At 70.2% G+C, this 13696-nt stretch carries 14 protein-coding genes and 1 pseudogene; 9 read left to right on the top strand and 6 right to left on the bottom strand.

All coding sequences use genetic code 11. The features are described from left to right. Positions 1-25 precede the first annotated feature (25 nt). Positions 26-517, top strand: a complete 492-nt coding sequence (locus ACIPTO_RS19735) for a hypothetical protein (protein WP_366325864.1) — start codon at positions 26-28, stop codon at positions 515-517. Between the two features lie 185 nt (positions 518-702). Then, positions 703-1266, top strand: coding sequence for a DinB family protein (locus tag ACIPTO_RS19730; RefSeq protein ID WP_401193817.1), 564 nt, complete (start codon positions 703-705; stop codon positions 1264-1266). 535 nt (positions 1267-1801) lie between these two features. Here ACIPTO_RS19730 and ACIPTO_RS19725 read toward each other — a convergent pair. Further along, positions 1802-2836, bottom strand: a complete 1035-nt coding sequence (locus ACIPTO_RS19725; protein ID WP_401193814.1) for a Gfo/Idh/MocA family protein — start codon at positions 2834-2836, stop codon at positions 1802-1804. 690 nt (positions 2837-3526) lie between these two features. Here ACIPTO_RS19725 and ACIPTO_RS19720 point away from each other — a divergent pair. Beyond that, the gene (locus tag ACIPTO_RS19720) at positions 3527-3781 is read left to right on the top strand and encodes a hypothetical protein (RefSeq protein ID WP_401193811.1); all 255 of its coding nucleotides are present in this window, start codon (positions 3527-3529) and stop codon (positions 3779-3781) included. Between the two features lie 152 nt (positions 3782-3933). On the opposite strand, the gene ACIPTO_RS19715 is transcribed toward ACIPTO_RS19720, so the two are convergent. From ACIPTO_RS19715 to ACIPTO_RS19695, 5 genes are all read right to left on the bottom strand, one after another. Next, entirely contained in the window at positions 3934-4401 is a 468-nt protein-coding gene (locus tag ACIPTO_RS19715) for a hypothetical protein (protein ID WP_366325859.1), read from the bottom strand. Between the two features lie 361 nt (positions 4402-4762). Continuing rightward, entirely contained in the window at positions 4763-5407 is a 645-nt protein-coding gene (locus ACIPTO_RS19710; RefSeq protein WP_401194716.1) for a glyoxalase, read from the bottom strand. 188 nt (positions 5408-5595) lie between these two features. Continuing rightward, on the bottom strand, positions 5596-6216 hold the full coding sequence (locus tag ACIPTO_RS19705) for a GNAT family N-acetyltransferase (protein ID WP_401193809.1): 621 nt from the start codon (positions 6214-6216) through the stop codon (positions 5596-5598). Positions 6217-6671: 455 nt separating this feature from the next. After that, the gene (locus ACIPTO_RS19700; protein ID WP_401193807.1) at positions 6672-7505 is read right to left on the bottom strand and encodes an NAD(P)H-binding protein; all 834 of its coding nucleotides are present in this window, start codon (positions 7503-7505) and stop codon (positions 6672-6674) included. Positions 7506-7978: 473 nt separating this feature from the next. Beyond that, complete coding sequence (locus tag ACIPTO_RS19695; RefSeq protein WP_401193805.1) at positions 7979-8209, bottom strand: hypothetical protein; 231 nt, start codon at positions 8207-8209, stop codon at positions 7979-7981. Positions 8210-8424: 215 nt separating this feature from the next. Between ACIPTO_RS19695 and ACIPTO_RS19690 the strand changes: the two genes are divergently transcribed. The 6 genes and pseudogenes from ACIPTO_RS19690 (at position 8425) to ACIPTO_RS19665 (ending at position 13685) form a co-directional block, all read left to right on the top strand. Further along, positions 8425-9315 carry a BTAD domain-containing putative transcriptional regulator gene (locus tag ACIPTO_RS19690; RefSeq protein WP_401193802.1) on the top strand — a complete coding sequence of 297 codons (891 nt, stop codon included), beginning with the start codon at positions 8425-8427 and terminating at the stop codon, positions 9313-9315. Positions 9316-9508: 193 nt separating this feature from the next. After that, a complete protein-coding gene (locus ACIPTO_RS19685) occupies positions 9509-10480 on the top strand; it encodes a glycoside hydrolase family 25 protein (RefSeq protein WP_401193800.1) in 972 nt (323 codons plus the stop codon). A gap of 40 nt (positions 10481-10520) precedes the next feature. Next, positions 10521-10805, top strand: coding sequence for a hypothetical protein (locus tag ACIPTO_RS19680; protein ID WP_366325844.1), 285 nt, complete (start codon positions 10521-10523; stop codon positions 10803-10805). Positions 10806-11518: 713 nt separating this feature from the next. Further along, positions 11519-12021: pseudogene (locus tag ACIPTO_RS19675) on the top strand (DJ-1/PfpI family protein); the annotation flags it as partial. A gap of 444 nt (positions 12022-12465) precedes the next feature. After that, complete coding sequence (locus ACIPTO_RS19670) at positions 12466-13482, top strand: hypothetical protein (RefSeq protein WP_401193797.1); 1017 nt, start codon at positions 12466-12468, stop codon at positions 13480-13482. Then, complete coding sequence (locus tag ACIPTO_RS19665) at positions 13479-13685, top strand: hypothetical protein (protein ID WP_366325838.1); 207 nt, start codon at positions 13479-13481, stop codon at positions 13683-13685. The genes ACIPTO_RS19670 and ACIPTO_RS19665 overlap by 4 nt, the downstream gene beginning before the upstream one ends. Positions 13686-13696 lie beyond the last annotated feature (11 nt).

Raw genomic sequence — 13696 nt, 5'->3', positions numbered from 1 at the left:
CTTTTCACAGGGGGTTGAAGACAGAATGCGCGACAAACGATCCATCATCGGGCTCCTCGGCGCGCTGGCTGTGGCGCTGGCGGCCCTGTTCGTCGCGGGCCCGGCCCAGGCCGCTCCGCAGCAGAGTGCGGCCAAGGGCGCCCACGTGCTGGTGCTGCCTGCGGCACCGGCCGGGGTGACGCCCAGGTCCGCCGCGGCGAGTTCGCCGACCACCTCGCCGGCTGCCAGCAGGGTCGTCCACGTGGCCAGCGGCAGCACGGTCAGCTGCACCAGCGGGAGCCTCTGCACCGCAGTGTGGGACCCCACGACGAGTGACTGGAAGGTCTTCTTCCTCTACAACTGCGCCCGGTACTCGCTGTCCTACTGGAACGGCAGCGGCTATTACGTCGACTCGCAGACCGGCGGGGTCACCTCGTACTTCTACGGTCAGAGCGGCAACGTGCTCAAGCAGTTCACGCCTGACAACACCGTGTACAGCTACGACTGGACGCCGGTCTGGTCCATCCGCAACTGCTGACCCACGGCTGAATACGCATGCGCCCCGGCCGCCCACGACGGCCGGGGCGCACGCATGTTCCTGAACGTTCCCGGCCCGAGCACTGCCCGCCGGGCCCCACGTCCTCCACCCACCACCTCACCGCGGACACTGACCTCGCCGTGGACAGGCTGCTGCTCTATTCGACGCGTCTGTAGTGTGCGGCGATGAGAAGAAGCGAGCGGCTCGCGGAGCAGTTGGACTGGTACTGGAGCAAGAACCTGCGGCCACGGCTGGACGGTCTCAGCGACGAGGAGTACTTCTGGGAGCCGGTGAGTGGCTGCTGGAGCATCCGCCGACGTGGCACGTCGGCCGCACCGATGTCGGCAGGTCCAGGGGAGTGGACGATGGACTTCGCGTCCCCTGCCCCGGAGCCGGCGCCGGTGACCACGATTGCCTGGCGGCTGGCACACGTCATCGTCTCGTGCCTGGCCTATCGGGTCGAGTGGTACTTCGACGGCCAGGACTTCGACGCCGAGGCGTTCGCCTACGCGGGGACCGCTGACGAGGCGCTAAAACAGCTCGATGAGATGTACGGGAGATGGAACGCGGGGGTCCGCGAACTCTCGGACGCCGACCTGGACAATCCGCCCGCGATGGGTCCCGAGCCGTTTCCCATGGAGAACAGGATCCTGCACGTCAACAGGGAGCTGATCCATCACGGCGCCGAAATCTCCCTGCTGCGAGACCTCTACCGCTGGCAAGGCGGAGCCGCACCGCACCGAATATGAGCAGGGTTCGGCGCCAAGCAACAGCCGGTCGGCTACCCCGCCACCGTTCGAAATTCCAGTTGGGCAAACGCCCTGACGCCGCAGGTAGTCATGTCCTGCACAGCTCAGAAATGGGAACTCGCCTTGTCGTTTGCGCCTGCGCCTCCGACGACCGATGCGGTGTGGAAGGTCCGAGGGTATGCCTGTTCCTCCACCTCGCCCACTGTGCCTCCGGCGCCGCGGGCAGCGGCATACAGAGCGGTGCGGAACGCCCGCGGGTCGGTCTTCGGGAGCGGGACCTCCGTCGGCCAGAAGAAACCTGTCGCCCCTCGTGGCAGCACGAATCTGATGTTCCCGTTCTTGCTCATGTCGCTCATTTTGCCTGGTGGGAGGTGCATCGCTTGTCGTAGGCGGCGCAGGAGTGAGTTTGTCCGGCGCTGAACACCAAGGTGACAGGCGCCAGGTGCCAGGCGAGTGCAGGATGCGGATCGCGCCCGCCCGGACAGTGAATTGGGCGGACGGCGAATCGGCGGGGCAGCGAATCGGTCGGACGGTTCTAGGAGGGGTCGGGCTCGCCGCGCGGTGGAAGACCGGCTGCGCGGTAGATGTCGTCGATGACGCCCATGGTCACGACGGCGTCCCTGGCCGAGGTGAGCACCGGACCGCCGTCGAGGACCGCCGCGGCGAACGCGGACAACTGGCAGGCGTAGCTGGACGGTTGCCTGTCCACCCGCTCGCGCCGGAGCGTGCGCCGACCGGCGTCGTGGGGGCCGCGGATCGTCAACCGGTGGTAGAGCTGCGGCATCAGGAAGTTGGTCACCTTCAGCTCGCCCGCCGACCCGATCGCACGCGCCCGGATCGACAGCACCCGCCGCGACCACATCGACGCGCGCAGCTGCCCGGTCGCCCCACGAGGAAAGACGAGGTCGGCCTCCATGGCCCGGTCGACGCGGGGGTCCTTGCGGAGGGTCAGCATGCGCGCGCCCGTCACCGCCGGGGTCTCGTCACCGAGGAGCCGGGCCACGTGCACGCCGTAGCAGCCCGCGTCCATGGTGGCGCCGCCCGCAAGGCCGTAGTCGTAGCGGATGTCGCTGAACAGGGGGAGCGGGAAGCACACCTCGGCTTCGACGCGGCGCAGTTCGCCCAACTCCCCGCTCCGCACGATCTCCTGCATCCGGGCGGCCAGGGCGTGGTGACGGTAGTGGAAGGCCTCCATCACCACCAGACCCGTGCGCTCGTACGCGGCGTCGGCCGCCTCGGCGACCCGCTCCGCCTCGGCGCGGTTGGCCGTGAACGGCTTCTCGCACAGCACGTGTTTGCCCGCGTCGATCGCCTTGAGCATCCAGTCCATGTGCAGGCCGTTCGGCAGCGGCACGTAGACGGCGTCGATCTGCGGATCGGCCAACAGGGCCTCGTAGGTGGGATGCACCACGGGAACGTCGTGCTTCCGCGCGAAGGCCTCGGCGCGTTGCCTGCTGCGGGCCGCGACAGCCGTCACCGTGACACGCGGTTGCTGCCGCGCCGGCTTGAGCAGGGCACTCGGCGCGATGGACGCGGCGCCGAGGATGCCGATACGGAGGTTGGTGGTCATGCGGGCGAGTGTGACGCACACCCGTGAAGTGCGCGTCGGCAGGCTCCAGTTGGTTACTGGGAGGCGGTGCGCCGTGGACGGTCTCCGGGGGAGCGGGAGACCTTCCACAGCGGCGGGGCCCGCGGGCCTGCGCTGTGATGCGCAGCGCGTCGACCATCCCGATCGGCGTGCTTCGGTTGACGATCCGGATGGTGTGCGTGCCTGGGTCAGACCGGACCGTTGCCACACCGTCTGTTGAACTTGGCGGGCGCCGGACATCTTCGGGTGGGCCGTCGCCATGACAGACCCGGCGTGGAGCAGGTGCCGCTCAGCGCCTTCTCGCCTGGTTGGTGGACCCGGACAGCCGTACGGAACCGTACGAGGACAGCGGCTTCGCGGTGCGTTCCACCACCTAGACCGGGCCGAACCGCGTCGGATACGGAAAGGGGCACCAGGTCGCACCTCACGCCACTGCCGGAGGTCCCAGTTGAGGCGAACTAGGCGCGGAACGAGGCGGCTTGGCGGCGCGCAGCCGCGCTCCCCGTGGTTCCGCTGAGCGAGATTTGTTAAGCACGGGGCAACGGCGTGATGGCCGCACGACGCGATCGGAGGATGCCGCCGGGGGTGCACGACACGGGTGGCCTCCCAAGGGCGCCTCGCGGTTGTCGAAGCGTGTGATCGTCGACGCCACGCTCAAGGTGATCGACGCCGATGGTCGAGCACCTGCTCGCCGGGGTGTCCCTTCCGCCCCGGACCGGTGTCCTGGGTGCCGACCTGCGCGCGATAGCCGAAGCCTTCCGCGTCCGCGCCCTGCTCCACCCTGACCCGCCAGCTCAACTCCTTCGAAGGCCGCGCCCCGGGCGAGGCGCTGTTGGCCGTACTGCGGTCGGCGGGATGCCGGTCGAGGAAGCGGTGACTCTGCTGCGCGAAGTCCAGGCCGGCCCCACCCTCGGCACCTCGGACTAGGCGGGAATCGCCGGACGGCAGACCCGTCGAGCCGTCATCGGATACGACAGGACCGCCACCCCTCACGAGGTGGCGGCCAGTCGTCTGTCATTCCCGCTGTGCGTGCTGCCCTTCCGGGGTCGGGTCTCCGTAGGTCAGGTGTCAGTCCGTTCTCATGGGCACGAGGTGTTCGACTGTCCCTGGATGTGCGCGTCCGCGTAGTCCGAGATCTTCACCCACTCCGCCGTCTTGCCCCGCCGGTCGTATGTGCGGGTGAAGTTGGTGATGCTGTCGAAGTAGACCTTGTAGCACCAGCCGGCGTCGATCTGCAGAACGTCCCAGTCCTGGGTCTCCGGAGTGTGCTCGTGACCGAGCAGCAGGTACTGCTTCTGGGCAGCCCCCTCGCTGCTGCAACTCGGCCGTGTCGTGGTGGTGTCGCCCGTGGAACCGCTCGCCGTGCACCAGTTGAAGAGGGCGGTTGCTGTCGCCCCGGTGTCGTTGTAGGTGGACGAGCATCCCGCGATGCTGCAGTTCGGACCGGCGTGCGCCGGAGTGAGACTCGTGACCCCGGCTATCGCGATCGCCGAGACGATCACCGCTGCCCGGTTCCGGTTGCGCTGGAAAACGTTGAGTGCGGTCATGCCTTGCCTTCCCCCTACGTCGATGTGACGGCCACATGGTAGAAGGCAACTCCTGCTGGTGGAGCGGTAGTTGACCATTTGCAGACCGTCACGGAATCGAGGGTGGACGGTCACCCTCCGCTGACGTTCGGGCGGAGGTCGAAGCCGCGAGAAGGGGGATGGCGACGAGCAAGCGGTGGGTCTCCGCCCGTGTCGGCCCGGTTGGACTAGCCGCGTGAGGAGTGGCGGGAGTGGCGGCATCGCAGGCTCGGTGAACGCGCTTCTCGGCAGGCGACCACGCGGTGGCTCGGCCGGCCTGGTGCGCGAGGCGGCTGGAGGGATGTGCGCGGGTACCGGCTTCAGGACGGTGCGGCACGGCAGGTCATACGGCGTTCTCCCAGACGAACCCGTCCGCGTCGGTGAACGAGCCGATCGTGCCGCCGAGCACGACGCGGTGCGAGCCGGTGCCCTCGACGGGGACCCCGAGGTCCTTGGCCAGACCTCGGCGCTTGTACAGGGCCAGCTTCACGCGGTCGGACTCGCCTGAGGTGAACTCGGCGTACTTGCCGCCGAAGCTCTTGCCCACCCTCAGGCCTCGCTCGACGTAGAACTCCTTGGTGGCTTTCACGTCCTCCACGCCGATCAGCAGGACGATCTCGTCGATCTCGCGGGTGTCCGGACCGGTGTCCTTCCTCGCCGACGTCGCGATCTTCCAGATCGTCCCGTCCGGCGCCTGCACGACGCCGCCGTAGCCCCACAGGGACTTCGCCGCCGGTTTCAGCACGGTGGCGCCGGCGTCCACGGCGGCACGGACGAAGCCGTCGACGGTGGCCGGCTGGGACACCGTCAGCGCCATGGTGAAGCCCCGGAATCCGGTGGACGGTGCGTCGGATGCCCGCAGGCCGATGTGGGCGTCCACGGCGAAGGCGGCGTAGAAGCGCCGGGCGGCTTCGGGGTCGGCCACCTCAAGGGTGACCGAGGCGAGGGAAGTGTGGGCTGCGGTGGAAGCGGTGGTTGCCATGACCATCACGCTACGGGCGGCCCCACATCCGGTGCTTCTCGAAAACTGACCGGTATGCCTTGACCTCGCCGGGAAGCTGACCGCGCATCGCGCCGTCGAGGATGACCTTGGCGGAGCCTCTGCGCACGGCCGGACCGTCTGACCGTGGGGTGCCGCGCTGCTCCCGCTCGGTGGCCGGGCCTACGAACGTGACACTACGGTGTGTTCCGACGTCCGGGCCGCCACATCGTGGTGACCACGTGACCGGTCGCGAAGGTGACCGTGTCGCGCACGGTGAATCCCACGCTCTGGTACCGGGCGAGGTTCGCGGGGTTCGACGACTCGAGGTAGGCGGGCGCGCCGAGCGTGTCGATGCGGGCGAGGCTCTCGGCGAGCAGGCCCATGCCGAGGCCCTTGCCCCGGTGGTCGTCGTGGACGCCGAGCAGGGAGAGATAGAAGCAGGGCTCGTCGGGGTGGACGAGGTCGAGCCGGCTGAAGATCGACCGAACGCCCTCGGCCACCTCCGGTTCGGCCGCCCGGCTCAGCAACGAGCCGAGGCCGTCGTGTTCCTGGGGTGTGAGCTCGGTACCGCCCGGCGGGATCCACACAGCTACCGCCTCCGCGTCGGGCGTCACCAGCGTCCACGGGTAGCGCAGTGCGGAGGTGACGCAGAGCCGCCACAGGGCGGAGGCCTGCGCGGCGCGCTTCCGCTTGTCGGGGAAGGCCGGACCCCAGAGCGGATCGTGGAAGAAGGCGGTGGTCAGGGTGTCGACGATGGGTTCGATGTCCGCGGCGGTGGCGGTGCGGGCCGGCACGGCTGAATGAATACGGCTCATCCGGCCACGGTATCCGTCATACGGCGATTAGAGATCGACGGATTTCGTCGTCTCGCAGGACCGATCCATCCGGTCCCGATGCCGATGCCGATGCCGGTGGAGGTGGAGGTGGAGGTGTCACCGGCTGGTTGACGGTGGTCTGCCTCAGTCGAGCCGGTGTGGCGCCGGTGAGGGTCCGGAAGGTGCGTCCGAAGGCGGACGGGGAGGGAGTCGAGCGACGGTTGCCGCCCAGGCGCCGTGGCGAAGGCGGTCATGGCGACAGGTTCGGAACGAGAACGGCGTCCCGTTCACGCACGCCGAGGCGGGGAGCGCGGCAACCCTGGCTCCGGCTCGGGCCGTCACCAGACGGAGATGCCGTTCTCGTACTTGAAGCAGCTGATGGTGTTGGGCCCCGACACCATGCGAAGGCGCGGCCTGAGCAGCGTTCATGTCGGGCGGGGCTGGGCCGTTTCCGGTCAGGAACGTGCGGGAGAGGCGACGAACCGGGCCACGGCCTGGTCCAGGGACGTGGGCGGATGGCCGAGGACATCCTGAAGGTCCCCGGTTTGCGACTCCAGGGCGCCGGACCGGACCAGTCCATGGAGCCAGCCCATCGCGCCGGGCGCCTGCTGCGACTCCTCGCGGAGGACGACCGCCACGCCGCGGACTCGCTCGATGGCGTCGGCCAGCTGGGGATACGTCCACAGGGGCCCCGTGAAGTCGTAGGTCCGTCCGAGGTGTTGGTCACCGCCGGTCAGTACCCGGGCGGCGGCCTCCGCGAGATCGGAGCGGAAAGCTGTGTTGAGACCCCGCCCACCGGAGGGGTCGGACAGGACGCCGGAGTCCACGGCGGACGCGAGTGCCGGCTCAAGGAACGCCTCGCAGTAGAAGGGATGGCGCAGCATCGTCCAGGGCAGACCGCTGCGCAGCAGCGCCTGTTCCGTGGCGTGGTGTGCCTCGGTCATACCGTCGGCGCCACGGTCCGCGCCCAGGAAGCTGGTGTAGGCGATGGCACCGACGCCGACGGTGTGACCCGCGTCCACGGCGGCCACGTGCTGCCGGACGCGGTCTGCGGGAGCCAGCACGGGGGAGGAGATGAGCAACAGTCGCCGGGCTCCGTCGAACGCCGTGCGCAGACTCGCGGGATCGTCGTAATCGCCCCGGCGTACGCCGACACCACGGTCGGCGAGATCGGCGACCGCCGCCGGGTCACGCACCGCGACGGTCACATGGTCGGCGGGCACCAGGGAGAGCAAATGGTCGACGACCAGCCGACCCAGGGAACCGGAAGCGGCCGATACGACGATCATCAAGAGACTCCTTGCGACAATGGGGAAGAGCGATACCGGTCAGCGACGCCGCCGCGCCACCCCGCGGGCGCCACGCACTGAACGGGTGCTGGGTCACCTGGGGCAACGTCAGTCCGTCCTGCGAACGACGGCATCCGCCGCGCGCGGACGCTACCAGGCGAGCCATCTCCGCAGCCTCTCAATTTCACGCGCTGCCGTCCGAAGCGAGTCCCCGTGTCCGGCCTTCTCGCGGACGAACGCGGATGGGCGTCCTTCCTCTGCGTCGTGCGGTCGGGTTGAGAGCGGCGACAGCGTCGGCGACGAGCGAGACGCCGTCGATCTTCGTCCGCGGCCTGCCCGTCCCGCCCCTGCACGATGTCACTCAGCCCGGCACGATCAGCCTCGACAACGAAGTCCACCGCCAGACCGGCAGCGATCTTCGACCGGCACGCGGACGCGTCCGATGTCCGCGGCTCCTACGAAGTATCGGGCGGTCAGGTCCAGTCGGCGCACCTCGGCCTCATCTCCTTCTTGCGGGACGTGCCCGGCCACAGCCGCGGCAACGCCCCCACCACGCCGCTCCCCACCTTCGTCCACGCGGCCTTCGACCAGCACTGGAAGGACTGGGCGAGCGCGCGACGCCTGGCAGGCGCACCCAGGTTACGGTCGGGGCGCCGTACGCCCACATGCTCGTGGCGGTCGACCGGATCCCCCTTCTCACTCACGCCACCCGGAACACCATCGCCCGGGTCATCCACCGTGAACTCTTCTACGACCTGTGCCTCGCGCCCGGCGGCCTTCTCACGCTGCCCTACCCCCACGTGCCGCCGAGCCCGTGACCGCGAAGGCACATCTGGTCCGATGAGCGGAACGGCCTATGACAGACCCCGTCCGGCCTCCTCACTCTGGTCACCTTGACACGGGGGAAACGGGGACGGCGATGGCCTGGAACGACCTGACTGCGGCACCACGCAGACTCGACACGACAGCACAGACACCGGCAGCACAGACACAGGCAGGACAAGCACCGGCAGGGCAGACACCGGCAGGACAAGCGCAGGCGGAACAGCCCCCGGCGCTCGCCAGGCTGCGTCTGTTCGGCGCCTTCCGGCTTGAGGGCGCGGAGGGCGGCATCGCCGTCACGGCGAACGAGCAGCGGCTGCTGGCCTACCTCGGGCTGCACCAACGCGCGCCCCGGTCCGTGGTCGCCGGAACCCTGTGGCCCGACGTCACCGAGGAGCACGCGCAAGGCAGCCTGCGGACGGCCCTTTGGCGGCTGCGCCGGGTGCGGTACCCGGCGGTCGGCAGCGACGGCGACACCCTGTACCTCGCGGACGGTGTGTCCGTCGACGTCGACGACTTCACCCAGGCCGCCCTGCGTCTGACCGGCTCCGCCCACGAGCCGACCGACGCCCTGCCGCCGCTCGCCCTGCTGGCGCGAGGTGAACTCCTCCCCGGCTGGGACGAGGAGTGGATCTGCTCCGAGCGGGAACGACTGCGGCAACTCCGCCTGCACGCATTGGAGTTGCTCAGCGCCCGGCACGCCCGGCGCGGCTGCCACGCACTCGCGCTGGAGGCCGCCCTCACCTGCGTCGCGATCGAACCCCTCCGCGAGAGCGCCCACTGCGCGGTGGTGACCGTCCACCTCGCCGAGAGCAATGTCGTGGAGGCGATCCGGCACTACGAGGCGTTCCGGCGGCTGCTCCGCGCGGAGTTGGGCATCGAACCCTCGGCACGCCTCGCCGGCATGATCCCGTACCGGGCCGGAGGCGCGGCGCGGACACCGTCGCCGTCGGCCGAGATACCTGAGCGGCACGACCGCTCCGCCTGACGAATCCGGGCCCGGCGACGTCGACCTCGCCGTGGATGCCGCCCGGCCCGAGGCCGTTGACACGACGGTGACGCCCTTGTCACGCGGCGTCTGTCATCGTCCCCGTGAGCAGGGCGCACGACGAGCGAACGCCCCTCCCGGAACCGCGCCCCGAACCGCGACCGGAACGACGACCCGAAAGGGGAATGCCGACATGGCCACCTGCCGTGGCGTCGACGTCTCCGTCTACCAGACGCCCCAGAACTGGACCGCCCGCAAGGCCGAGGGAGTCGTCTTCGCCTTCGCCAAGGCCAGCGAGGGCGAGCACACCCACGACACCCGCTTCGGCGCCCACATCACCGCAGTCATCGCCGCCGGACTCGTCCCCGGCGCCTACCACTTCGGCTGGCCGAACCAGAACGCCACCACCGAGGCGGCCAACTACGTGGCCGCCGTGAAACCCCACGCCCGCCCCGGCTTCGTCCACTGGCTCGACCTGGAACGCCGGTCCGACGGAGCGAACTACGCGGGCGTCACCGCGGCCGGGATCCTGTCCTACGCCAAGGCATGGATCAGAGCGGTCCAGGCCGCGTTCCCGGGCCAGCGCGTCGGTGTCTACACCTCGGGCAGCGATCTGACCGCGGGCCACGCTCCTACCGACGCTCCGCTGTGGTATCCGGCCTACCCCTGGTCCGGTGCCGCGACCTACGCGCAGGCAGAGGCTCACGCGCGACCTGCCCCGGCCGGCCGCACGCCGCTGTTCTGGCAGTTCACCTCGACCCCGCTCGACCGATCCATCTGCTACCTGAGCGAGTCCGCGCTGCGTACGTGGGCCGCCGGAACGGAGACCGACATGCCGCTGACCGCCGACGACATCGCCAAGATCGCCACCGCTTCGGCGAAGGCGGTGCTGACCATGGACGGTCTGATCGCCGCCCCGGCCGACGCCCCCGACGTGAAGACCAACCCGCACTGGGAGCTGCAGTCCTACATCAAGGACACCAACGTCCGGCTACGGGCCGTCCAGGCGACCGAGGCGGCGCAGAGCGCGGCCATCGCCCACCTCGCGTCCGCCATCGCGACGTTCGACAAGAACATCGACCCCGCCGCCCTGGTCTCGTCCATCACCGCGGCCATCGAGACGGCCGTGGGCAAAGTCGTCGTCCACCTCGACACCGCCCCTTGACGGCACCGGGACCCCGGGCCGCAGAAAGGCAGGACTCCCCGTGAACCTCTTCGTCAGCTTCATGCGCACGGTCGTACCTCTGGTCGCCGGACTCCTCCTGACCCTCCTGATCCACATCGGCGTCACCTTCGACTCGGCCTCCGTGGCCGGCGTTGTCACCACCGTCCTGACGGGTGCCTACTACACCGTGTTCCGCCTCCTGGAGACCCTCGCCGCGAAAATCCACAACCGTCCGCTCGCGACGGTCGCCGGCATCCTGCTGGGCTGGGCGACCCCGCCCGACTACCCGGCGACGGCCGGCGCGCCGGTCCACAGCGTGACGTGAGGCGCCTCGCCGAGTGGAGACGCGAGGGCTCCCTGCTGGTCGGCGACGGCGACGTGCACGGCTTCGGCCGTCGCGTCTCCGTCGCCGAACTGCCTTATGGAAGCTCCGAGTTGATGGAGGCGGAGACGGCTCGCGGACCCCTGCCGTCCGGCGGGGCCTCCGTCGTCTCAGCCAGCGACGGGCGCCGACACGATCGGCGCGAGAAGCCGTCAGGGCGTGTTGATCGCGCTGGAGACGGGACCGACGTCGATGCCCGCCGCCCGGAAGCCGGATCCCGGGTGCGATCCGGATGTCCGGCACGGGACAGCCGAACCGCACTCTCCGCAGCGTCCTTCGCGGCCATCCGGACCGCCCGCGGTCTGTACCCGTCCTGGCCGACCGTGATGGACTCCTTCAAGGCCGCCTCCCGGCAGATCGTCGAAGCACGGCCTACCGAGGCCGAGGTGCCGGGCCCCGACGAGATGCGGCGCGGACGTCCCCGCTGGCAACAGGATGCCGACAGCGGCAAGTGGCAGCCGACCAGGGATCGTTGGCACTCCGAGTTCGTCGACGCGCTCGGCTACCGTCGGCCTTCTCGACCGGATGGAGGTCCACACGGGCGCCGACGTCGCTCGCCGAAAACCTCATTCGGCCCGGTGGGAGCCCGTCGGTGAGGAGTTCGGCATCCAGGGGCGCAGGAGCCGCCGCGGCACAGTGGGCATGATGACCGGACCGTGAGCCACGTCGTCATCTTCCGGGTCCCAGGAGTCCACTTGCTGGACCTGGCAGGCCCCGCGCAGGTCTTCACCACGGCAGCGGACTTCGGGCACCCTGCACACTCTCCTACGGGCCCGCCATCGACACCGCGGTCCTTTATGTCCTGCGGGACCACTACGCCCGCGGCGGAACGGTCGCCAGTGTCTGCGCCGGGGCCGGCGCCCTCGGCCGGGCCTGACTTCTCGACGGCCGCCAGCGCACCACCCGCTACGACGTCCAGGACGAACTCGCCCTGCGCCACCCGAGGTGGACGGTCGTGCGGGACGACGTGTTCACCACCGACGACCGCGTCGTCACCTCGTCCGGCATGGCCAGCGGCATCGACCTCGCCCCGCCCCTGATCGCCACCCGGCATGGTCCCGCCGTGGGCGCCTAGATCGCTCGGGACATGGTCGTCTACGCCCGCCGCAACGGCCACGAACCACAGGCCATCGCGACGCTGCGGCACCGTTCCCGCCTACGCCCGCATGCTGCGGCGGTTGCGGGCCCGCGGCCAGTAGGGGAGAGGTGCGGGGGCACGAGTCGGCCCGGTACGCCGTCCGGCCGGGAGGGTGAGGGGTTCCCGGCCGGACGTCTGCCGTCGACCGCGCCACAGGCCAGGGGGGCTTCGGCCGGGACGCGTGGAGATGACGGCAGTACCGCGACGAGGGCGAACCGCGTGACCCCCGTGAGCGGCGACAGGTGACCGAACTGTCGCTCGCCGCCCGACAGCGTGCGTTCCCGGCCGTGTGCTGTCGCGGTCTGTTCCGCTCAGCGGACCTGCGGGCGTTTGTGACCTACGCGATGTGACGGGTCGTCAGGGAGGCGGGCGGGAGCACAGGTCGAGGGCGGTGACAGGGCCGTGACGGTGCGGTGACTGCGGTCCCTGCACAGTCTGCGGCATGCGACAGCACGGATGCAGGCAATGACCGCCCGGGTCATCGAAACCATGGGCGACGCGGCCCAGTGGGCGGCGGTGGAGCCGGACGGCACCACGCCCTCCACCGAGGTCGCCCTCGCCGACGAGACGGTCGTGGTCGGCTACGGCCCCGACCGGCGCGCCACGAAGGTCACCGCCACGCCGCTGGCCGCCGGCCACCTCGTGCGACGGGCTCTCGGACCGGTGGACCTGAGCGGGTTCACCGAACTCCGGCTGTCCGTCCGGGCCGATCGTCCGGCCGGTTCCGGCGGTCTCCCGTTCTTTCTCGAACTCCGGATCGGCACGACGGCGACGCCGGTCGACGACCCGGCGAACACCTGGCACCGCCTGCTGCCCGTGCGGGCCGCCGACCGCTGGGAGACCGTCCGGCTGAGCCTCGACGACCTCACCGCGGTCGGCGCCCTGACCGAACTCCAGCTGCGCTGCCTCGGCGGCACCGCGTTCACCGTCTATCTCGACGACGTGATCGCGGTCGCCCCGCAGCCGTTCGCCGACGCCGACCGTGCCCTCGCCGGGCGGCTGGCCGGCATCGAGATCGCCGGCGCCGCCGTACCGGTCACCGTACGGGCGGCCGGTGAACCCCTGTCGCCCGCGCCGGCCCTGGACGTCGTCCAGTTCGACGTGCGCTACGCCTACGACCGGGTCGTGGACGCGGTCGTCCCGCGTGACTTCACCGCCACCGGTGCGCGACCGGCGGTTCCCGGCGACCCCTACGACATCGACTACGCCGTCGCACCGGTCGCCGCCACCCGCGGTGAACAGACCGCCCTGCTCGAAGCGGTGCTGGACCGGCTGTCACCCGTGGACGAACTGGCGGCGGACGGCGAGCGGTTGCCGACCCGTCTCGTGTGGATCCCCGGTCCGAACCGGATCGGCGGCTTCCTCACCGATGTTCCCGTCCTCACCTACCGGGTGAGCGTCCGGCGCACTCCGCCGCCCGTCCCGCCGGTCCGCCCCGTCGACGACCTGGTCGTCGCCGCCGACTTCCTGGAGATCGCATGACGACGATCCTCGCCAACACCCGCAGCCGACCGGTCGAACTGCACCTCGGTTCCGGAGTGGTCGTCGTCGGACCGCTCGGCCGCGTGCCCTGCGACACCGAGGACCTCGACCTCGGCCAGGTCCGGGCGCTGTGCCGCACCGGCGTCCTGGTCGCCCACACCGAGTCCGACAAGCCGGTCCGCCGCCCCCGCAAGCGCGGCTGAGAACAAGGAAG

This window comes from Streptomyces sp. NPDC090083 (assembly GCF_044747445.1).
GTDB lineage: Bacteria > Actinomycetota > Actinomycetes > Streptomycetales > Streptomycetaceae > Streptomyces.
Note: the sequence above shows the minus strand (reverse complement) of the source record. Positions and strands in the feature narration are given on the sequence as shown.

Excerpts from the sequence above, each read along its gene's own strand:
- ACIPTO_RS19700 (WP_401193807.1), bottom strand. The coding sequence starts at position 7,505 with ATGATCGTCGTATCGGCCGCTTCCGGTTCCCTGGGTCGGCTGGTCGTC.
- ACIPTO_RS19665 (WP_366325838.1), top strand. The coding sequence starts at position 13,479 with ATGACGACGATCCTCGCCAACACCCGCAGCCGACCGGTCGAACTGCAC.
- ACIPTO_RS19725 (WP_401193814.1), bottom strand. The coding sequence starts at position 2,836 with ATGACCACCAACCTCCGTATCGGCATCCTCGGCGCCGCGTCCATCGCG.
- ACIPTO_RS19705 (WP_401193809.1), bottom strand. The coding sequence starts at position 6,216 with ATGAGCCGTATTCATTCAGCCGTGCCGGCCCGCACCGCCACCGCCGCG.
- ACIPTO_RS19685 (WP_401193800.1), top strand. The coding sequence starts at position 9,509 with ATGGCCACCTGCCGTGGCGTCGACGTCTCCGTCTACCAGACGCCCCAG.
- ACIPTO_RS19720 (WP_401193811.1), top strand. The coding sequence starts at position 3,527 with ATGGTCGAGCACCTGCTCGCCGGGGTGTCCCTTCCGCCCCGGACCGGT.
- ACIPTO_RS19690 (WP_401193802.1), top strand. The coding sequence starts at position 8,425 with ATGGCCTGGAACGACCTGACTGCGGCACCACGCAGACTCGACACGACA.
- ACIPTO_RS19670 (WP_401193797.1), top strand. The coding sequence starts at position 12,466 with ATGACCGCCCGGGTCATCGAAACCATGGGCGACGCGGCCCAGTGGGCG.
- ACIPTO_RS19710 (WP_401194716.1), bottom strand. The coding sequence starts at position 5,407 with ATGGTCATGGCAACCACCGCTTCCACCGCAGCCCACACTTCCCTCGCC.
- ACIPTO_RS19715 (WP_366325859.1), bottom strand. The coding sequence starts at position 4,401 with ATGACCGCACTCAACGTTTTCCAGCGCAACCGGAACCGGGCAGCGGTG.
- ACIPTO_RS19730 (WP_401193817.1), top strand. The coding sequence starts at position 703 with ATGAGAAGAAGCGAGCGGCTCGCGGAGCAGTTGGACTGGTACTGGAGC.
- ACIPTO_RS19735 (WP_366325864.1), top strand. The coding sequence starts at position 26 with ATGCGCGACAAACGATCCATCATCGGGCTCCTCGGCGCGCTGGCTGTG.